Source organism: Streptomyces sp. NPDC048603 (genome assembly GCF_043199475.1).
GTDB lineage: Bacteria > Actinomycetota > Actinomycetes > Streptomycetales > Streptomycetaceae > Streptomyces.
Map to the genome: position 1 here is coordinate 1 of NZ_JBICVY010000020.1, position 20,841 is coordinate 20,841.

10 protein-coding genes and 2 pseudogenes are annotated in these 20,841 nt (G+C 68.7%); 9 read left to right on the forward strand and 3 right to left on the reverse strand.

Features of this window, described 5'->3' with window-relative positions; genetic code table 11:
• Nucleotides 1-1,004 precede the first annotated feature (1,004 nt).
• Nucleotides 1,005-2,768 (forward strand): RICIN domain-containing protein, encoded by a 1,764-nt coding sequence (locus tag ACGFQ9_RS35115; RefSeq protein ID WP_393579627.1) that lies wholly within the window; start codon nt 1,005-1,007, stop codon nt 2,766-2,768.
• A gap of 145 nt (nt 2,769-2,913) precedes the next feature.
• A pseudogene (locus ACGFQ9_RS35120) lies at nt 2,914-3,344 on the forward strand (leucine zipper domain-containing protein); the annotation flags it as partial.
• A 1,635-nt stretch (nt 3,345-4,979) separates the two neighbouring features.
• Here the strand turns inward: ACGFQ9_RS35120 and ACGFQ9_RS35125 are convergent.
• Nucleotides 4,980-12,038, reverse strand: a complete 7,059-nt coding sequence (locus ACGFQ9_RS35125) for a LamG-like jellyroll fold domain-containing protein (RefSeq protein WP_393579628.1) — start codon at nt 12,036-12,038, stop codon at nt 4,980-4,982.
• Nucleotides 12,039-12,455: 417 nt separating this feature from the next.
• Here ACGFQ9_RS35125 and ACGFQ9_RS35130 point away from each other — a divergent pair, with 417 nt between their 5' ends.
• The 4 genes from ACGFQ9_RS35130 (at nt 12,456) to ACGFQ9_RS35145 (ending at nt 15,148) form a co-directional block, all read left to right on the forward strand.
• Complete coding sequence (locus ACGFQ9_RS35130) at nt 12,456-12,578, forward strand: hypothetical protein (RefSeq protein ID WP_393579630.1); 123 nt, start codon at nt 12,456-12,458, stop codon at nt 12,576-12,578.
• Between the two features lie 70 nt (nt 12,579-12,648).
• Nucleotides 12,649-13,101 carry a hypothetical protein gene (locus ACGFQ9_RS35135; protein ID WP_393579631.1) on the forward strand — a complete coding sequence of 151 codons (453 nt, stop codon included), beginning with the start codon at nt 12,649-12,651 and terminating at the stop codon, nt 13,099-13,101.
• Nucleotides 13,102-13,418: 317 nt separating this feature from the next.
• On the forward strand, nt 13,419-14,513 hold the full coding sequence (locus tag ACGFQ9_RS35140; protein ID WP_393579632.1) for a cytochrome P450: 1,095 nt from the start codon (nt 13,419-13,421) through the stop codon (nt 14,511-14,513).
• Between the two features lie 431 nt (nt 14,514-14,944).
• A complete protein-coding gene (locus tag ACGFQ9_RS35145) occupies nt 14,945-15,148 on the forward strand; it encodes an EF-hand domain-containing protein (RefSeq protein WP_393579758.1) in 204 nt (67 codons plus the stop codon).
• A gap of 744 nt (nt 15,149-15,892) precedes the next feature.
• Here ACGFQ9_RS35145 and ACGFQ9_RS35150 read toward each other — a convergent pair.
• On the reverse strand, nt 15,893-17,449 hold the full coding sequence (locus ACGFQ9_RS35150; RefSeq protein ID WP_393579759.1) for an FAD-binding oxidoreductase: 1,557 nt from the start codon (nt 17,447-17,449) through the stop codon (nt 15,893-15,895).
• Nucleotides 17,450-18,258: 809 nt separating this feature from the next.
• Between ACGFQ9_RS35150 and ACGFQ9_RS35155 the strand changes: the two genes are divergently transcribed.
• Together ACGFQ9_RS35155 and ACGFQ9_RS35160 are read left to right on the forward strand one after the other, a co-directional pair.
• The gene (locus ACGFQ9_RS35155) at nt 18,259-18,696 is read left to right on the forward strand and encodes a hypothetical protein (RefSeq protein WP_393579634.1); all 438 of its coding nucleotides are present in this window, start codon (nt 18,259-18,261) and stop codon (nt 18,694-18,696) included.
• Nucleotides 18,697-19,257: 561 nt separating this feature from the next.
• Nucleotides 19,258-20,079, forward strand: a complete 822-nt coding sequence (locus ACGFQ9_RS35160; RefSeq protein WP_393579635.1) for a hypothetical protein — start codon at nt 19,258-19,260, stop codon at nt 20,077-20,079.
• A 15-nt stretch (nt 20,080-20,094) separates the two neighbouring features.
• Here ACGFQ9_RS35160 and ACGFQ9_RS35165 read toward each other — a convergent pair.
• Nucleotides 20,095-20,359 (reverse strand): annotated as a pseudogene (locus ACGFQ9_RS35165) (transposase); the annotation flags it as partial.
• Between the two features lie 157 nt (nt 20,360-20,516).
• Here ACGFQ9_RS35165 and ACGFQ9_RS35170 point away from each other — a divergent pair.
• Nucleotides 20,517-20,837, forward strand: coding sequence for a helicase associated domain-containing protein (locus ACGFQ9_RS35170; protein ID WP_393579637.1), 321 nt, complete (start codon nt 20,517-20,519; stop codon nt 20,835-20,837).
• The last annotated feature ends 4 nt before the right edge of the window (nt 20,838-20,841 follow it).

The following is a 20,841-nucleotide window of genomic DNA, read 5'->3' on the forward strand; positions in this document are numbered from 1 at the left end:
CCCGCGGAGCGGGATCTCCAGCGCTGCGCGCTGGAGAGTGAAAGCCCCGCGCGTTGCGCGGGGCAGAGAACCGATCCGCGTTGCGGATCGGCGGCCCCGCAAGCGGGGCCAGTGCCGGCCCTTCGGACCGGGATCCTCCGCGTTGCGGAGGACGGTTCGGGACTCCGCTTCGCTCCATCCCGAACGGGGCGCGCTGCGCCCAGCGGACTCCCGTGCACAGCACGGGAGGTGACCCCGTTTCACGGGGTCCGGGCCTCCAGCCCCTTGGCAAGATCCGCTCCGCTCCCCCGCCCGGGCCCCTCCGGCTTCGCCTCCGGGACCAGCCCGCTCCGCGGGCGCTGGCAGCAAGGGGCCACGTGAACTGCTCACGCCGCGGCGGGACCAGGTAGCGCAGAGGTCGACGCGCCCCCCTGCAAGGGGGATGACGCCGGTTCGAATCCGGCCCACCCCGCCGCGCGCACCAGGCCCGCACCCGGCTCTTCGGCCGGAATCTGAATCACGGGATGCATCACGGATGACCTGTGTAGCATCCCGAGAACACCCACGCACCCACCCGGGCCGGAGGGACGGTCAGCTTCTGTCCGTCGCCAAAATTCGTGGACGATTCTCTGGGATTTATGAAATTCCGCGTCGGGATGGGTTTCTTCGCCCGAGCAAGATATTAGTCCGTGTGCGTCCACCTGAAATGCTGGGCCTAACGGTTCGGCGGAACCGGGAGAATGAGGAGCCCACCGTGGGCCCGCTGCGCGCGCCCTGCAGCCGAACTGGGCCGAGGCGCCGCATGCGGCCGCCGAGGGGACCCACTACCGCGCCCCGCTCCCCCGGCCGGCGATGGCTCGGCCCAGGACCAGACGCAGACAAAGGCTGACCGTCCGTCACTAGTCAAAAGCCGGTGTCTGCTTGGAGCGCCCCCCGCGGTACCGCCCCGACCGAGCCCTGGGCTACACGAGAGGTTGCTGACCCCGGGGGTTGGAACGCTGAGGCCGACTGCCAGGCTGTCTGGCATGAACAAGATCAGAGTGGTCCGCCCGCGCATCCTGCGGACCGCGCAGGCCGTAATGGCCACATTCGCACTGCTGGCAGGTGTCTGCGCCGGTACGGGAACAGCGTACGCCGAGGACGAGACCGTTGCCGCCGTGATTCCCTCAACCGAGTGGCAGTCATACAACCTGGGCGCCACCGCTCAAAACCTTCGCGCCACGGTCGACGCCGGCCTCCTCGCGAACACCAGCCTGGACCCCACCCACTTGCTCAACCTGCCGTACACCGGCACAGGAAGGGCTCCGGCCGGTTCGACGTGCTACCCCGAACCGTTCCATCCGGGTGCTCGCGCTGAGGGATACTGCTGGAACAACTCCGACGACACCGGACTCGTGACAAACCCGGACCGGTGGACGCCTCAAGGATTCTCGATACCCCACCACCCTGACCCCCTCGCCGACGGGACCTGGCCTGCCGGCGGTCCCTGGCCTTCGCGCTGGGAAGTCGTCAGCTTCCATGGAATCACTGACGGTCAATCGGAGGCCATGAAGTTCCGGTTCGTCGAACGCTCCCAAATAAACCCGCGCTACCTCGACATATTTCCCATCGAGGTTGACGAATACGGACACATCACACATGTAAGAATGCACGCCGACGGCATCGTCTGGTACGGCAACAACTTGATCCTCGGATCCGATTCCCGAATGCTGGTCTTCGATCTCGATGACCTGCAGGTGAACAACAACCCGTCAACAACCTCCAACTACGCGAACGTCCTTCCTGTCAGCTATGAATACTCAACGTCGCCGACACGAGGGAAATGCGTCTCCCGCGTGGGGACGACGCCCTGCCTGAACTCCCTCAGCTTCGACCGAGCCAACAGCGCCCTTGTGTCAGCTGAATACCAAGGGAAGAACAAGGCTGCAAAAGAGGGCGACATGCGCCCGTATCCCTCCCCGCAGGGCCGCATCATCCGCTGGCCGTTCAACCTGTACAGCGGCCTACCTCAGCCGAAGGCCGGCAGCAGCGACGTGTATGCCAAGGGCGCCTGGCGCTCCACGATCGTAGGCATGCAGGGCGCCGTATACACGGGCGGAAACTTCTACCTCAGCGGCTACTGCCCGTACGGCTGGAACATCAACGGCACCAACGGGTACATCTTCGACGAGGCCTCCTGCATCTACAGAGGAACAGCCAACACTGACGGAAGCTTCTCCGCAGTCATCACGACGATGGCCCCGGACATGACACAAAACCTCGACTGGGATCCCCAGTCACACGGGGGCGAAGGTCGTCTGCGAGGCATCAGCGAAGCCAACCAGAACTCGAGCGTGGACCACCCCCAGCGGATGGTTTTCGAACTCAAGAGCCACCCCGACCCGATCGACGACTTCAAACTCGTAAACAAGCACAGCGGGAAGTGCATTTACCCATATCTCCATCGCCTCAAAGACAACCTCACCATCATTCAAGGAAACTGCACCGGAAGAATCGCAGAATCCTGGTACTGGGACGGCCCGTTCCTTCGCAACTTCCAAAGCAAGCGCTGTCTGTCCGTAAAGGACGGAAGCAGCGCTGCAAACGCCGTCCTGGTGCAGTTCGAATGCAAGGGCTACCCAACACAGAACTGGTACGAGTCTGACGGCAGCGCGGGCGGCAAGCTACTCGTCAACAACGGCAGCGTGCAGTGCGCGACACCCAACAACTCCAGCCAGCTAGACACCCATCTTGTGCAGTGGCCGTGCTACGCCGCTGGCGCCAGCCACAACTGGATCAGATATGGGTAAGCTTGAATCAGTCGCAACCGATTACATAACAACCTAGGTGCGTTGTCCCGGGACGTCGGTGACACGCGTGCCGGGTGCTTGAAATGGGTGAGGGCCTTCTGACTCGGTGGGATTGCGACATCTCAACCGACTTCAGGAGGCCCTCGTGCCCCACCGGAACGCCCCGCTGGCCGAGACCGGCCGCTTACGTCTCGCCCGCTGTGTCGTGGACGAGGCTCGCCGCTGCGCCGGCCAGCCGAACGTTTCCAGATCAGCCACACCACCGCCGCCCGCCGGACACCCGCCACCGGCAGCTGGGCGTCGCCGGAATGTGTGACCGGTCCAGCCGCCACCACCACCAGCCGCAACGAACAGCGGCCGCTGTCGAGGAACAGGTCCTGCGGCTGCAGCGCGAGCACCGCATCGGGCCCCTGCGGCTGGCCGCCCGGACCGGGATCCTCGACCGCCCACCGGATCCTGACCCGACACGGCCTGCCCGCCCTGGCCGCCTGTGACCGGGCCACCGGCGAGCCCGTCCGCCGCTGCGAACACGCCCGGCCCGGCGAGCTGGTCCACATCGAATTCCAGAAGCTGGGTTCTCCCGCGTGCGAGGCGCCTGGTGACCATCACGGCGAGACCGGCAGCGTGGTGCGCCTGCGGGCCAACTCGACACAGCGAATCCCGCCGCCGGGGTGCCACTCCATCGCCGGCCCGGCGGCCGAACCATGCTCGGCGCACCCCTCCGACCGGGACCAGGCCGCCGCAGTCGTGCCACGTGCACGCACACCCCTCCGCCGAGCCGGCGTACGGCACGCCGTGGCGCACCACCCCGCCCGTCCGCCCTTGCGCTGCACCCCGCAGGCCGGCCAGCCAAGCCAGGGTCAGCCGCAGGCCGGCCGGCCAAGCCAGGGTCAGCCGCAGGCCACCCGAACCCGACCGGAACCGCTCGATCACCCGCACCTCCCCCGGCACCGCCAACGGCTCTGTGCCCAGGGCGGTCAGCCGGCGCACGGACGCCCCGAACCCTGCCGCCGCCAGCTCGGCCAGCGCGTCGGCGTCCTCGTCCGTGAACCAGCCGGACAACTCGTCCTCCCCCGCCACGTCCCCGGCCAGTCCCAGCCACGGGTCCCCAATCCGGAACCTCTGCGTGCCACCCCCGCCCGCAGCCACCACCAGCGAGCCCACCGGCGTCTCCGTGGGCACGCCGATCTTGTCGTGGGCCAGCAGCCAGGCCACCACCGCGCCCCGGTCGAACTCCGGATGCACCTCCGTGCCACCGGCCTGCGCGGGAATGTCGGCATGCCGGCGCCGCCAGTGCACCACCGCGGCCCGGCCCACCCGGCACATCCGCGCCACCTCCGCCAGCAACACCCGGTCCCGGCCCGGGACGACCGGGTCGAGGGCAGCGAGCAGGGAGCGCCGACCAGCCGGGACAGTGCGCACCACCCGCCAGTCCACCTCAGGCCGGACCACCGGGAGCAGCACAACGTCCTCATTCGACGTCCCCGCACGACCACAACCCCCGCCCGGCATCCGCCTGCCGAACCAGCCCCGAACCCGTCGCCCGCCTATCCGCCATCAGTGAAAGGGATCAGCGTGCACAGCAACTGATCAGCAGGACCACACCTGCCAAAGCACAAGGCCACACCGCACGGCAACCACCCAGCACCTCGCACCAGGCACCACCCGCTCACCAACTTCCCGGTGCACCACCAACTGATCAGCCCAGATCAGCCAACCCGCCACCGATCACAAACACTGCCCGCGTACATCGCCGCCCTGGCCGCCCTCGGGGTGGAGTGGGCCGGCTCTTGACCACGCACCCCCGTCCCCGACCGCCGAAACTGCCACCGGCCAGGGACCAGGGGCGGAGCGCCGGATGCTGTGTACCGTCGCCGGCTACGCACGTTCGGGTGGCTGCCTTCGAAGGTGGCTGGAATCAAGGGGAAGGCGTCGGGCAAGGCCCTACCCTGCCTGTCGTTGTTGATCTACGAAAGGCAGGCTCCCCCATGTCCAACGCCACGCAGATCCACCCCGGCACACCCCGCTGTGACGGACCGGCACCCCAGGCAGCACCCCGTCGGCGCTTCGCCCCCACGGGCAAGGCCAGAAAGCCACCACGCATCGATGACGCCCAAACCCTGCCACCGCACACCCAACTCACACGCAGAGCAGCGATGCCCCGGCCGAAGGCCAGGGCATCGCGCGATCAGCCGGTGATCAGCCAGACGGCTACTTCTTGGAAGACCCGGAGGGCCTGGGCGCCTCCGAGACCCCGTAGAAGTCCGCATAGAACGAGGAGATCTGGTCCGCGTGCCCGGCCAGCTCCGGCAGGTTGGCGCTGATCGCGTCCCGGACCTGGCGGGTCAGCTCGTCCCGGCTCCGGACCGCCGGGTCGATGAAGGGTTCGAGACGGCGGACGAGTTCGTAGTTGCTCGCCACGTCCGCGCCCCGCATCGCCTTCTCCAGCTTCGTCGCCCCCACGGGAGCGACCGGTGGCAGCTTGCGGCTGACGAACGTGACCCGGTGCAGGATCCGCCAGCACGGCGGCTTGGCCTCGGACTGCTGGGCCTGCCGCAGCGCTGCAGCGTTGGGGTCGGCGCCTTCCAGCCACTGCTTGTCGACGACCTTGCCGTAGAAGTCCTCGAAGTTGGCCTTGTCGCTGTCCAGGTAGAAGGTCATGAACCGGTAGGCGTCGACGCGCCCGGGAACCTCGACCGCGTTGCCGTCCTTGTATTCCGGGTTCCCGTCCTTGTCGTACTTCTGCATGTCTCCGGGGGTGTCCACCAGGACGTTGAGCCCGAAGGTGCGGGTGGACTCCTTCGCCTTGGAACGGGTCCGGCTGATGCCGCCGCCCAGGGCGGCGTCCACCTGGAAGCCGATGCCGACGCCGAAGGCCTTGAAGCCGCCGCTCATACCCACGGTGCCCATGCCGTTGAACCGGTAGGAGCCGCTGGTCGTCTCGGTCACCACGTCCGTGGTCTCCGTGGTCTCGGCGAAGAACCCGCCGTCGGCGGACCAGACGTAGGTGTTGACCAGGTCGCGGCGCGAGTAGACCCCCGCCTCGTCCTGCCCCTTCCGGTCCGGCCCCGGGCCGGGCACCGGGCCGGTGAACCGGCTCAGCAATTCCCGGGCGCGCTCGGCGGTCGGGTCCGGGTCGTGGGTCTCGGTGGACACGCCCTCGTAGTACGCCTGGCGGCGCTGCTGGTCCTCGGTGATTCGGCGCTTGAGCGCGTAGGCCTCCTTGGGCTTGAAGTAGCTGTACTCGCCGTAGTCGGTGGCGTCCTTGTAGCTGGGGTCGAGAAGCTTGTCGCCCTTGTCGGTGAAGCCGACCGAGCCGTCTAGGGTGCCCTGCTTGACGTAGCGGGGGTTGAGGGCGAACGGCAGCAGGTTCCAGTCCCGCGGGATGTCGGGGTTGGGTAGCATCCGGTAGGCCACCACCGCGCCGCTGTGCTCCACGCGCAGCGCGAACACGTCGGCGGTTTCGGACTGCACCAGTGCGTAGCCGGTGTTGACGGGCATGAAGCGCCGGCCCCCGGTGGCGTCGATCTGGTGCGCCTCGACATCCGGCTCCCAGCCGCCGCTGAGGCCGACCGTGGTGGAGCGCGCGGTGTTGACGCCCTCGGAGACGTCGGTCTGGTGGCCCCAGCCGTTGGAGAACTCCAGGGTGGCACCGCCCCGGACGTCGTACTTGAACTGGGCCAGCGGAGTCGCCACACCGATGCCGAGCGGGGCCTGGATCATCAGTGTGGAGGAGTCCGCGTTGTTGGCCAGCTGGAAGGCCAGCGAGGTGTCGACCGTGCTTTCCCCGCCGGAGGACAGCGTCTGCACTACCTGGTCGGCCTGCTGGAACTCCACCGACGTGGCGTTGATGTAGCTCAGGGAGCTCAGCCGCCGGGTGGCGACCAGGTTCTCCGACGGGATCGGCGGCGCGCCCTCGATGTAGCCCATGAGCTGCGGGTCGAACTGCGCCTGGCCGACCCACTCGGACTTCAGGTCGCCCAGCTTGTAACCCGTGATCAGATTCCAGGCGCCGTCCTGGAGGAACGCGTAGGCCCGCTTGAGGACACCGCGCGTCGAGCCGTCCCGGTTCCGCTGGAGGTCGGCGTACTCCCCGACCGCCGGGGTGGCGGCGATCGTCCGCACATAGTGCGGCTGCCCGGTGGCGAAGACCGGCCGGACCTCGGGGCTGTCCGAGGAGATCGGTGCCGTGGACATCAGTGGGGACGGGCGGGCCGCCGCGGTCGTGGACAGCGTCAGGTCCAGGGCGCGCGGACCCTGGTCGCGGATGGACGTGGCGTCGGCCTCGGTCGACTCGTCGTCGAACGCGTAGTAGGCGATGAGGTCGGCGGCGTCCCCGATCAGGCGGCCGAAGATGTTGTCGAGAATCTGCTCCTCGGTGCGTGCCGTGCGCCAGACCCGTACCTCCTCCAGGACGCCGACGAAGCGCTCCCGCTGCGCGGTCGCGTCGGCCCGGCCGCCGAGCGCGAACTGCTCGGCCCCGTAGGCGCCCTTGGCCGGGGCGTCGGCGGCGGCCAGCAGGGTGTTCTGCGTGGCCCGGCCGTTGACGTACAGCCGGAAGGTGCTGCCCCTCGGGTCGGGGTTCTTCACCCACTTCACGCCGTGCAGCCGGACCTGGTGGCTGCCGGCGGAGTCGGCGGCGGCGTTGCCCAGCTTCTCCTCGAACCGCCAGTGCGCGATCAGCCCCTCGGGCCGGAGCGGTTGCCCACCCCAGGACCGGTCGTCGGTCACCGGGATGTCCGCTCCGACCTCCTTGGCGGCGCGGGCGGTGTTCCAGATCCGGACCTCGCTGATCACACCCGTGAACGGGTGGTCGCCCCCGCCGCGGCGGGCCCTGCCGATCTCCAGGCCGCCCGGGTGGCCCAGGTCGGGGGCCTGGTCGTAGCGGGCTTTGCCGGCCTCGGAGCCGTCGATGTGGAAGGTGATGTCGGACCACTGCCGGACGACGATGGACTCGACGAACTCGGTGATCGCCTTGGCCGCCGAAGAGCCGGCATCCTTGGACGGCGCGGCGCCAGCGGGCGGCTCCAGGAGCTCTTTGGGGACGCGCATCTCCTCGCGGTTGTCGCCGATCTTCCGGACGATCCCGATCCGGTGGCAGGTTCCGGCCTTGACCTTGCCGGTGGAATGCAGTCGCACCTCGGCGCCGGAGGCGTCCTCGAAGGCGAAGAACAGCCTGCCGTCGGCCTCGATCCCGAACTGGTAGGGGACCCGGCGGCCCCGGCCGTCGTCGATCCGGCCCTTGGACAGCAGGCCCTGGGCCGCGCTGAGCTCGCCGGTCTGAAGGAACACTTCCAAGGTCAGGTCCTTGGCGATGTTCAGGTCGTCGGTGTGCGGGGTGTCCCCGTAGACGCCGTTGGCGAAGCGCAGCCCCCAGGACTGCTCGAACGCGGCGGCGACGTGGGTCCAGGTGTCGGCCGGAACGACGGCGCGGCCCGAGGCGAAGGCGTCGCCGACACCCGCGACGAGCTGCCGGTCGCCGGTGGCGTTCGGCGCGCCGAGCACGAGGGTGTATTGCGAGTCCGCGCCCAAGTTGGCGTGCAGGACGCGCACCGAGCCGTCGTCGTCGGCGGCGTGGGCCGGGGCGTCTGCGGGGACCGCGGACGGCTTGACCCAGGCCTCGACGGTCAGGTCGTCTACGTGCCGGGCCGCCGGCCGGTTCGCGGCTGGCAGCGCCGGCGGCTCGGTCTCGGCGGCGAAGCGCAGCGCGCGGCCGGGCAGGTCGCCCCACCAGCGCGAGGGGCGCGCCTCGCCCTCGTCGGACGCCGTGCCGTCCTGGACCGCTCCGGTGACGCCGCCGATGAGCGCGGCGGTGACGAAGCGGGAGCCGTACTCGCCCCCCGACCCCGGCACGTCGTGGGTCACCAGCCCCGGGTCGTAGGAGACGAGCCGGACGACGGTCTCGGCGGGGATCGTCGCGGTGTTCGGGCCGTGGGTCAGCCGCAGCTCGGTGTCCTTCGCGGCGACCGGCATGGTGAGCGCGTACAGGGTGCCGCCGACGTCGAGCAGGTCGCCGGCGGTCAGCGCGCGCCGGGCGCCGGGGTCGGCCAGGGTCAGCACGCCGTCCTTGAACGAGGCGACCGTCCCGACCGGGACCGGCTCGGCACGGACGCCGTTCAGGGCGTTCACGAGTGCGGCCGTGTTCCGCGGCAGCAGCTTCCATGTCTCGGTGGCGATGCCGCCGCCGGAGAGCGTCAGGGTGCAGCGGTCGGCGAACGGGCCTACGGTGTCCGCGGCGACCGTGACCGTGACCTTGCCGAGGTCGAGCCCCGCGTCCCGGGCGACCAGCCGCACCGTGACGGACTCGGTGGCGGTGAGCACCTTGCCGGCCCGGCCGACGCTCGTGTCGTAGAAGATGCCGGTGAACCGGTCCTTGGCGTCCCGGTAGTACAGGCCGACGTGCCCCGTGCCGCTCTCGGCGAGGAAGGGGGCGCCGGATGCGGTGGCGAAGTCGAGCACGGCCCCGGTCCAGCCCAGGCCCATGGCGTCCTGGCCGAGGTGCGCCATGGGCAGGACGCGGTCGCTGCGGCCCTGGGTGCCGCCGGTGATGCGTCCGAGCCGCTCCTCCTTCGTGGCCAGGGCGCTCTTGAGCCGGGTGACGCGGTCGGTGTAGCCGGCGACGTTCGCCGGGCCGTTCGCGACCAGGTCGCGACGGCGGCCGGCGGCGGCGAGCGCCTCGGCGGCCTTCCTGGCGTCGTCGTTGGGCGGGGTGACGGCGACGCAGTAGACGGCGACGCGGCTGCCCTCGTTCTGCCGCATCACCAGCTTCGTGTTCCTGCTGTCCCAGTTGAGGACGTTTCCGAGGCCCCTCTCGACGGTGGCCTTGGTCTCGCCGTCGGTATTGAAGCCCAGCTTCATGCGGTATCCGGCGCCCCGGGCCTGGAAGTCCAGGTACACGGCCTGGTTCCGGCTCTTGCGCAGCACCACCGAGGAGCCGTCACGGGCGAGGACCTCGTCGGTCACCGGGCTGACCAGGGTGTGATAGGAGTCGGCGCCCCACCAGACCAGGTTCCAGTGCGCCGAGGCGTCGGCCGGGTCGGCCAGCTCCACGGCCGTGGCCACCTCGTACTCCTTGTCCCCGTCGGGGTCGGCGACCTTGAGCAGCCGGATGTCGGTGTCGTTGTCGAAGTAGACCCAGCAGTCCGTGCTGTCCCCCGCTTTGCACACGGTCCCGATGGCGGTGGTGGCCCTGCCGAGGGCGCTGCGGAACGCCTCCCGGATGCGGCCGGGGTCCTTGATGTCCTCCTGCAGGTTCTCCAGATCGTCCTCCGCGGCCTTGATGTCTACGCGGAGCTGGGCGATTTCCGTGTTGAGCCGGTTCTCCTCGGCCGGATCGACCTCCTCGATGTCGGAGCCGACCGTGGGGAGCTGGAGCACGTCCTTGATCTGCGCGAGGCGGCCGTCGCGGGCGACGGCAACGTCGAGCGCCGCGATCCGGTTCGTCTTGTCGGTGTCCTTGCCGGTGGCACTCACCAACCAGGTGAGCAGCACCCGGGCCTGGCGCTTCACCGGCTTGGTCTGGCCGTCGTGTCCGGTCCTGGCGTCTTCCTGCTGGTGCAGGAGCACGGCGGACAGGCCGCCGGCGATGGCTCGCCCGGAGATCCGGAAGCAGTCGCGGCGGATGCCCGGGTGGTCGGCGACCGGCGCGTCGGAGGCGGTCCAGCGTGCGGATTTGCTGAAGTAGCCGTCCAGGCCGCTGTCGCTCTGGTCGTAGACGTAGTCTCCCTTCCCCTCGTCGAACTGGTAGTACAGGACCAGCCCCGGCTCGTCGCCGACCAGGCGCTCGCCCCGGGTCGCCGCGACGCGCTCGGGCTTGCGAGCCCGGGACCAGAGGCGGAACTCGTCCATGTAGCCGGTGAAGTAGGGGCCTTCATCGGGGTTCTTGCAGCCGAAGAAGACCTGTGTCGGGGCGTCTGCGGCCGCCAGCGGACCGGATGCCACCAGCTGGTCGTCGACGTACAGGGCGGCCCGCGTGCCGTCGTAGATGGCGGAGACGTGCGCGTACCTGTCGAGCGGGACGGCCGTGCCGGTGGCGGCCTCCTTGTCGGTGTTGGCGGCGGCGTTCACGGCGGCGGTGGCACCGTGGGCGAGGACGAGCTTGCCGTCCGCGTCGATGGACAGGGCCAGGCCGCCGTCCGTGGCGATGAGGGTCGCGGGCTTGACGGTCGGCTTGAGCCATGCCTCGATCGTGTAAGCGCCCGTGCCGAATCCGGCCGGCGCGGACGCCTTGCCGTACGGCTTGTTGCTCGCGCTCGAGAATCGGAGCGCGGACTCGGCGAACTTGGTCTCGGGCACGACCGGGACGAGCGGCTTCTCGGTGAACGGGCAGGTCCCCGGGGCGCGTTCCAGGACGGAGTCCTGGTACTCCGGGTCGGGGCTGGTGTAGAAGCGGGTGCCCTCGGTGTGGAAGAGGCCGTCCTCGCCCTGCTCCACGTTGATCGCGTCGATGCGCTTGGCCTTGACGTTGTGGACGAAGAACTGCCAGCGCTGGACGTCTGCGACAGCGGTGGGCACCAATAGCACGGTGAACCGGCCGTCGGCGACCTTGCCTGCGAAGCCGAGCTCCAGGGTGGGCTCCAGGAACGGGTTGCCGTCCATGTCGGTGATGCCCAGGGAGTCCTTGGCCGACTCGGGCCGGTCTCGGTGCCGGCTGCGGCGGTAGCGCACCTCCTGGACCGGCTTGAGCTCGCCGCCGGCCATGACGAAGCGGTCGCAGAGCAGGGCGTCGGGGGCGATGGCGCGGTTGCCGTCCTTGGCCCCGGTCACCTTCTTGCCGTCGGGGGTGCTGTACAGCGCGTCCTTGTCGGTGGCCGCGACGGCCTGCCGGAAGACGAAGATGTGCCGGCCGTCGGAGAGGGCCTGGAACGGTGCGGAGGCGGTGAGCCGGGCCGTGGAGGACAGGAACGGGTCGATCTCGTCGTCCCGGAAGAAGTCGTCGGGGCCCTGCTCGACGCGTCCGCCCTCCCGGATCTTCGGCAGCAGGGCCGCGCCGAGCGCCGCGAACCCCGCGCGAGCGATCTCCCGCGGGAACAGCAGCTCCTTGGGGTCTTCGGCCCAGTGCCAGACGTCGAGCTCGGGGTTGCCGTTCTCGTCCTCGTCGGAGGGCAGGACGGCGGCGGCGTTGAGGTCGAGGACGCTGTAGTAAAGGCGTCGCTGGTTATCAAGGGCCAACGCTACGGTGGTGCCCTGATGGCGAACAATAGTCGTATGAACATAGGTACGGTCGTTGTAGATCTTCAACCTGCTGCCGGCGGCTCGTGCGGTCGTCACGCGCTGTGGTTCCTTCCTCAATGGCAGCCCGTGGATCACGGGTTGGGACCACCTGCCCGAGTTCGCTGTTCAGAACCCTCATATTCCGGAATTGGCGCGAATACACTGACGGACTTTCCCCGCACACGGGAGTGGACGACCGGTCTGAGAGCAGTTTTGTTGATCTCTTCATCACTCGAAGGAGTGATGGGCGTGCCGTGGCGAAAAACCGTCGTTACTGCCGGTCGGCTGCGGGCGTCCTCCCGTAGTCGACGGCTACCGCCCGCTCGCCCTCCCGCTACCTGCCCCGACCGACCAGGCCGTCCAGTCCCTCGGTCCAGGCCAGGTTCCCCCACCGACGCGCAGGACCAAGCCGCCGCCGAACTCCCGCCAAGCCTGCCCCGCTTCGCCACCCACCTCGAACTCCACAAGGGACTGATGCTCGCCCGCTCCGGCGACCGCACCGGGGGCATCGCCCACGCCACCGCCGCCATGGACGCCCTGCCACCCGAAAGGCACAGCCTCACCCTGCGCATGCTCGTGGACGATATCCGGGCCTGAACAGCAGCCCGCAGCACCACGCTGCCGGGTCTCGTCGTGACCGCCGGGCATCGGTGACGTTGGACAGATCATGAAATTCAACCACTCGCACCAGCTCTATCGGCTGCGCATCCTGCGCTCCGTCTTCGCCGCTGCCGCCGCCGCGCTGACCCTCACGACGGCCATCCCGGCGGCGGCACAGACAGAACCGGAAGTCGAACTGCGCTTCGACAAGCCCCAGGTCTCCGAGAACGCCGAAACGGTCTCCTGGCCGTGGACGGTGACCAACGGCACCGAGCCGGTCGAAGAAGTCATGCTAAGGGTGTGGATTACACCGGAATTGAAGATCGTCAAGGTGTCCGCGCCCTGCACCTTGATCAACGACCTCGCGCTGTGCGAGTACGGCCGTCTCAAGCCAGGCGAAACGCGCACCGGTACCCTCGTGGCAGAACTCCCCGCAGACACCAGCGGCACCCTGAAGCCGAACGGCCGGCTCAACTGGCAGCCGGAGAGCAGCACTCCCGACGCTGCCGAGACCTCCTGAGAACACCACCGGGACCCGGGGCCGCCCCGCCGCCCGCCGCCCGCCGCCCGCACCTCGCCGTACACCTCACGCCGCACATGGCCGTCTTGCCGACCGGATCCGGTCCTGGGGCTTGCCCACTACGTGATGCGCCGCGGGGGACACGCGCCCCAGCACCGACATGCCCAGCCACGCGCATGGGCAGGGAGGGGCTAGGCGTCGCCCCGACGCCCCTCTGACACCCCGGACGGAGCAGCCCGTTCATGCAGAACAACTCCCCTAGCGCCTCCGGCCCCGCACCGGCCCCACCGTGTCCAGCGACAGCCCCCGCACGCCGGATGCAAGGGGCCGGCGGCGAGCCGTTCTGGCTCATCACCCAGCCCCACGTCGTCCGGGCCGCTCTCCTCGACCGGCGACTGACCGTGGACAGGGCGTTCGCCTCCGCCGGCCACAGCGGCTTCCGCCTGCCGCCTCCGCTGGACGGCAACCTCCTCGGTCACGACGGCGCCGACCACGCCCGATTACGCCGCTTCGCCGCCCCGGCCTTCACCGCCCGCCGCACCAGGCACCTGCGCCAAAGGATCGACGCCGTCAGCCGGCGCCTGCTGGCCCGCCTCACCGCACAACCCCGCGCCGACCTCGTCGCCGACTACGCCCTCCCGCTCCCGCTGACCCTCGTCACCGACCTCCTCGGCATCCCCCTGGCCGAGCAACCCGCGCTCACACAAGCAACCCGAACCCTCCTCACCTACACCCGTCACGAGCAACTCGCCGACAGCGTCAACCACGTCCACCAGCTCCTGGCCGACCTCGTCACCCGACGCCACCACCAACAGCACAAGGAGGAGGCGCAGCACGGGCACGACCTGCTCTCGGCCTGGCTCCACGCACCTGCAGCCCACCGCCCCGTCAGCGAAGACGAGCTCACCGCCCTGGCATTCCAACTCTGGTGGGCCGGCATCGAGAACGTCACCCACGCCATCGCCCACGGCGCCCTGCTGCTCCTCACCCACCCCGAACAAGCACAACTCCTCCGCGACCGGCCCGCCCTGCTACCGGCCGCCGTGGAAGAACTCCTCGCCCGCACCACCCCCACCACCACCGCCGCCCCTCGCTACGCACGCGAAGACCTCACCCTCGCCGGAACCCTCATACGAGCCGGCGAAACCCTCCTCCTCAGCCTCACCCTCTCCCCCACCCATCACCACAACACCGGCCCCCTCACTCTCACCAGGCCGCCCCGCCCCCACCTCGCCTTCGGCCACGGCCCGCACCACTGCCTCGGCACCACCCTGGCCCGCACCCAGCTCCACACCGCCCTCACCCACCTCCTCCACCAGCCCCACCTCACCCTCGCCATCCCCCAGGAACAGCTGAGACGGAGGAAGACACTGCGCCTGAACGGACTGCACCAGCTACCCGTCACGCCGTAACCCCCGCCGGACGGCGAAACCCGCCGGCAGGTTCCCGGCGGCCTGCGCAAGCCACACCGTGTCCCGGCCCGGCACCACCGCAGGGGCAAGGCCGCGAGCAGGGAACGCCAACCGGGGGCGTCCCAGCGAGGCCCCCGGTCGCGCCGATGGAGTGAATCTGTTGGGCCTCCCCTGCCGTCGAACCTGGGACGTGTCCCCAGGTGTCCGGTCCCCCCCACGTGATCGTTTGCGCAGCTCCGCAGCTCCCTCGCTCTGGAGCAGGCGGTTCCACCCCGAGGAGAACGAGGCCGCAGTCCGCGGCACGGAGGGAACGGAAGAGCCCTGGGCGGGGGCCAAGATGGGCGTTGCGGCAGCGAAGCCGAGCAGTGGCTTCGTCGCCTGCCGAGAAGGCATTCCCCGTGCACGAACTGTAGGAGGACCAAGTGGGCAAGATGACCGAGGCCGAGGTCGAGGCTGTATTCGCAAAGATCGACACGGACGGAAGCGGCGAGATCCGACTGCGCGAGTTGAGGGACTACGGCATGGCCAACGGCGGGACCCTCGACGGAATGAAGCTCGCCGACTTCGTCCGGAAGGCCGACACCGACGGTGACAGGCGCATCAGCCTCGCCGAGTTCAAGTCACACTTCGCCTGACCCGCCACGCCAAGCAGCTGGCGCCGGCGGGCGGCGTCCAGTGCCGGCACAAGCACCGGTGGCCCCCGCCGGCAGCCTGCTCCGCCCAGCCAGGGGCGGGCTGTTGCTCGTCGGTGGTGAAGTCGTCTCCTCGGCCGCGAGGGCAGCCGCATGCCGGACCTGCCAGGCAGGAGATCAGCCCGGAACACAGCAGCAGCGTCAGCAGGGCTGAGGTCTGGGCGAGGATCGTCGGACAGTCGCGTAAGGCGGCCGGCACGCCCCGGCCCCTCCCTCGCGAGGTCACGCTCGACACGAACAGCCCTCAAGGGCCAGCGCGCGGAGCCCCCTGAGCCGTCAAGCCGTGGAGGTAGGCCGCCTCCTCCAGATCTTGCCCGCGGCTTCGCCCCGGGCCCGCGTGGGCGCGCAGGGGCTGGCTGAAGGCCGCAAGGCGGGTGGATCACCAGGATGGAGCTGGGCACCAGGGTGCGCCGCCCTGCTGCAAGGCGACGACCGCGAGCACTGGTACCGGCGCGCCGCTACGTCAGCGCTCGCCGCACACTCCCGGCCCATACCCTTAACAGGCCTTCCCGTCCCGACCGACCGAAAACACCCCGTATACCGGGGACGCCAGCCCGATCCGCCCCAGACCGTCAGGAACACCAATCCGGCCGGGGGCGGGGAAGTCGGCGTGCTTCCGGCGCCGCCACGGCGCCGCTGAAGCGACCCGCGCCCCCGCCGCCAGTCGCGGCCGCCCGCTGCCGGTGTCTACGGGCGGGTGCCGATGCTCTGGGCGTGGCGGAAGAAGAGGGTCGGGTCGTAGTGGTCCTTGATCCGCAGCAGGCGGGGGTAGTTGTCGCCGTAGTAAGCGCGCTGCCACTGCCCGAGGTCGTTGTCGGGGAAGTTGACGTAGGCGGAGCGGGAATTGAGGTCCCTCTGCAGGGTCGGGTAGAAGGCGTTGGCGGCTGCGATGCTGGCCTCGGCCACGGAGGGCGGATCCTGGTCGGCCCAGTTGGTGTGGAGTTCGCAGATGTAGCGGGCGCCGCGGTGCGGGTAGGCGGTGTCCGCGGTGCCGGTGCGGTCGATGGCGCCGCCCATGGCGAAGAACGCGACGAACGCCTCGTTGCGGGGGGCGGCCGGTGTCCAGTTGCTGATCCAGTCCGTCACCGTGCGGACGGCCCCGGCGCTGAGCCAGTCGCGGGTGACGACGGACTTGGTTTGACTGGGGATGCCGGTCGCCTGGATGAGGAGGTAGTCCTGCGCCGACCAGAAGGTGCGCTCCTCGATGAACGTACGGTCCGGGCGGGTGGCCAGGATGGGGGTGAACATGCGGCGCAGTGTGGTCTCGTCGCCGAGGTACTGGCCCAGAAGATTCAGGACGGGCGGGGTGCCGGTGCCGGGGTTGGTGAAGCGGATACGGAAGTCGAAGGCGCCGGCTGTGTCGGCGGCCAGGAGTTCCTGGACGGTGTCGACGATGCGCTGGGCGTGGGTGAAGCCGGCCGAGATGTCGAAGACGGTCGCTTGCTGCCGGGCGACGGGCTGGGCGGTGTAGGTGAAGTGGGTGTTGATGCCGAAGTTGCCTCCGGCGCCTCCGCGGCAGGCCCAGAACAGGTCCGCGTTACGGTTGGCGTCGCACCAGGTGACGCTGCCGTCCGCCAGGACGACCTGGGTGGAGAGGAGGTTGTCGCAGGACAGGCCCCAGCGGCGGTCGTTGAAGCCGATGCCTCCGCCGAGCGTGAGGCCGGCCACGCCGACACCGGGGCAGCGCCCGCCGGGGAAGTACAGGCCCGCCGCCCGGGCCGCGTAGACATCGGAATTGGTGGCCCCGCCCCCGACCGACAGCCCGCCCGCACGGGAGACGCCCACCGTGTCGATCCGGCGCACACTGACCAGCAGCCCGGGCGTCGAGGAGTGCCCGGCCGTGCTGTGACCGCCCGAGCGCGGGACCAGCGGGACACCGTACCGGGCGGCCCAGCGCACAGCCGCCTGCACATCCGCCACACTCGCGCACGACACGATCCCCGCAGGGCGCACAGCCGCGTACCGGGTGTTGAACGGCGACGACAACGCCACATGCTGTGCGTCCCCGGGACGGAACAGCGCCGCGCCAGGGCCCAGCGCGCGCTGCAGATCACGCCAGGCCCCCGCATCCGGCGACCGCACCCCCGCCCTGTCCCGCCCGGCCGCGGCCCGCACGGGCCCGGACACCACCGCAGCAGCCACACCCAGCCCACCGGCAGCCAAGAACCCACGACGCGAACCCACAACCGTCACCTCTCCGAAACCCGTTACAGCCGACAACCCGCCCACCGACCCCCGGCACATCGAACCCCGCCCCACGCCGTGAAGTCCCCGCCATCCTCCGCCCCGAACAACCCCCCATACCAGCGCCAAAGCGGCAAAAACGATTACCCCTCACCCGAGCAGACGCCACACTGTTGACAAGGGAAACCAGCAGCACGCTCCCCCGCGGGAACCCGTCTCACAGCACGCCAGCCAAGCCCCTGACCACCCGCAGGCCGGCACCCCACATACCGTCGGACGCCGAGGGCGAACGCCGCGTCCACTGCGACGGCAAGACTGCCAGCAGCGCCCCGGCATCCCGCCGGTGACCGTCACGTCCCTGGGTGCGCTGTTCGCCCGACCGCAGACCACCACCCCCGCATGCTTCAGACCGACACACGGATAGAAACCAGAACATCCCCAGGCCGCCTGGAGAGGTTCCATACAGATTGACGTGTCGGAGATCAGTCGAACTGCCCAGTGCTCAACCAACCTGCACAGTCGCACCCATGCCGACGAACACCGCAGGTCAGACGGCTAACAAACCCAGACTCTAAGCAGATCCGGTGAGCCGACACAGCCACCAACCCGCTCAGCCAACCTGCACAACCCCAGGTCAAAGACATGACGACTGCTCAGATTCACTGACCAGCGACACCGTCGATCCCCAACAAAAAAGCAGACGTAAACAAATTGATCGACAGATAGAAATGTCGCGCCACGAACTGCGGGCGGCCCACCTCAAGGCCATAGGCACCCAACCGGGATAGACCAGGCTCTTGCCGGAACTTGACTGAAACGAAGCAAGATCATAAAGTCCGTTCGATTGCCGTCACTCCGAGGAGGATGAAGTGTCCAAGCAGAAAGCGACCACACGTGTTGTGGGGATAATCGCAGCAGTCATTGCGATGGTGTTCCTCGCCAGCGGGCCAGCTCACGCAGGAACAGCCACGGTAAGCCGAGGCATCTGGCTCACCAAGTTCCCTTCTCAATACTCGGCTTCAGCCGGCGTCTCGCGAGACATCTACCTCGCAGGTGACACCTACGAATGGCAGGTGACAGTCACACGTGATTCCTCCGGATCAACCCATGGATTCGCAACGAGGAACATCTACATCGCCTCAGGGTGGTATAGCTGGAGCTGCGAAATCAACCCGGATGAAAACGTCTACCAAAACTTCTGCAGCCTTAGCCGCAGCGGCTTCGACACAGCCTGGCTGGCGTCCGGGGTCTACCAGATTCCCGGCTCTGGGGACTACACACTCACCGGCCGCCTGACCGGCATCTAAGGCCAACCAACCCCAGGACCCCGACCACAGCTGTCGGACCCCGCCAAGCGGACCACTCTGCACGCTTCCAGACCACCGCTACAGGTCACCATCCGCTAACCCGCACCGACAGCCCCGGCACTGCGGGTCCACCACCGGGCAAGCGCCCCGTGCCAGCCAACTGGCCAGCACGGGGCACAGCGATGGTCACACAACAGCCACCGAGGCCACCCAAACTGGGAATGAGCGTTCTGGTGACAGCCGACGGCCCATCAAAGAGCGGCCCATAACAGCAACGTGGTCACCCAGTGACAGCCATGATCACCACCGCTGCGAGGCAAGAGCAGCGACCTCCCCCTCGATCCGACTGACACCCACCCGGTGCCACCAGCACACCCATTCACAACGCCACATCGGCACGGGCTGCACCCGACCCCGGCCGACCCGCGGGGCCGTCCCGTGCGGACGTAGACAAATCGATCAGCAGATAGAAAATGCCGCACACGAACTTCAGGCAAACCACGAAACCGAAAAGTCGCATTCGCCCATTCGCGGCAAACCGGTTGCTTTACGATCTTACCCATGTCGAATATGTCGTCCATACCAGTCCTACGGGGACACGGATCCACCGTCCTGCGCCCGGAACAGGACAGCCTGATCCTGGAACGCCCCGGCGAGAAACTGACGATCCCCACCAGAGCGATCGCCCAAGTCCATGCCGACGCAAGGAGCGTCACGATCGAACTGAGGGCACTCACCGGGACGACACCATCCCTCCACCACATCGAGGACGTGAGCGAGACAGCAGCCATCACCTTCAGGGACGCCGTGAACGCACGCCTCTCTGACCACGCCGAGGATGCAGACGGCGATGCCCTCGTCAGTCGGTGCATCGTCACCAAAACCTGGCCTGAGAGGTACCACCGAAAAGCCGGATGGATCATGCTCGGCTATCTGGTCGGGGTCCTCGCCCTTGCCGCGGCCACCGCCATCCTGAGCGACGGGAGTGACACCACGGGTGGCGCCCTGGGCATCGTGGCGTTCGGTGTGATCACTGGCCTGCCCTTGTGGGTCGGCTTGTTCGCTACCGGAACCTTGTTCCGCGCGGCTCGCCTGCACAGGCACGGTGTCACCGTTGTCGCGGTGCGGGCGGACGCCCCCGCGACATACCAGTACACGGACAGCAGTGGCACCACGCGTGTCGTCCATCACCGGAGCCGTAACCAGTCAATCCAGGTAGCCTACGACCCGCGGGACCTGTCGAGCGTGGTCGTACCCCCCAATCCGCAGGACTGGTTCTTCGACATCATCATCGGGCCCGGCTTCCTCCTTGCCGGGCTCGGCGGGATCGCGTTCGTGATTGATGTGGCCATCACGGAGATCACCGGCCAACTGCACCCTTAGGAGGTGTCCGCAAAGTCATGGGAGCCATAGCCGCAGGCAGGCAAGGGTAACCAGAGCCAGGTAGTGGCGGGCTCGTTTGTCGTAGCAGGTGGCCAGGCCTTGTTCTGCTTGAGCCGATTGAAGCAGCGTACGACGACGTTGCGACGCCGGTAGGCGGCCCGGTCGAACCGACGGAGGCTCTCGCACTTGGTCGATCCGTTCCGGAATCATCGCGGCGATCCCGCGCCTGCGCAGGTAGGCACCGGATCTTCAATGACGAGTATCCCTCGTTGTGAAGTACCGGCTTCATGACAGTGACGGTCCAGACCGAACACCAATTCATGTCAGCACGGCCTTCCGCAGACACCAGCTACCTGTCAGTGAGCAGATCGACCTTGGAACGACCCACCAGCGAAAACCATCCAACCTGGCCACCGTCACTGCCAGCACTCACTGACATGAAGCCGACACCGCGCAGGCTGACGAACGTCCGCCGGCCCGGCGGGCTCGGCAAGGACCCCGTACGCGCCGAGGAGCGGGCCGCCGCCCTCGCCGCGATCGATGAGGACTGGAACCCGGGCGCGCTCGGTTGGGCGGTCGACTGGCAACGCCATTACGCCTACCTCGCTCAGCTCATGGACGACGGCGCCCGCCTCGCGGCCATCGTGCCCGGGGTGACACGGCATGGTGAGGACGTCGGCCGGTGGCTGGTCACCCAGCGCCGCGACTTCCGCCGGCTCACCGAGGAGCAGCAGCGCCGGTTGCCGCGCTCGGCGTGAAGCC

Coding starts and splice junctions, on each gene's coding strand:
- ACGFQ9_RS35130 (WP_393579630.1), top strand. CDS start 12,456: ATGCTCGCCCGCTCCGGCGACCGCACCGGGGGCATCGCCCACGCCACC.
- ACGFQ9_RS35150 (WP_393579759.1), bottom strand. CDS start 17,449: ATGTGCCGGGGGTCGGTGGGCGGGTTGTCGGCTGTAACGGGTTTCGGA.
- ACGFQ9_RS35160 (WP_393579635.1), top strand. CDS start 19,258: ATGTCGAATATGTCGTCCATACCAGTCCTACGGGGACACGGATCCACC.
- ACGFQ9_RS35135 (WP_393579631.1), top strand. CDS start 12,649: ATGAAATTCAACCACTCGCACCAGCTCTATCGGCTGCGCATCCTGCGC.
- ACGFQ9_RS35115 (WP_393579627.1), top strand. CDS start 1,005: ATGAACAAGATCAGAGTGGTCCGCCCGCGCATCCTGCGGACCGCGCAG.
- ACGFQ9_RS35170 (WP_393579637.1), top strand. CDS start 20,517: ATGAAGCCGACACCGCGCAGGCTGACGAACGTCCGCCGGCCCGGCGGG.
- ACGFQ9_RS35145 (WP_393579758.1), top strand. CDS start 14,945: ATGACCGAGGCCGAGGTCGAGGCTGTATTCGCAAAGATCGACACGGAC.
- ACGFQ9_RS35140 (WP_393579632.1), top strand. CDS start 13,419: ATGCAAGGGGCCGGCGGCGAGCCGTTCTGGCTCATCACCCAGCCCCAC.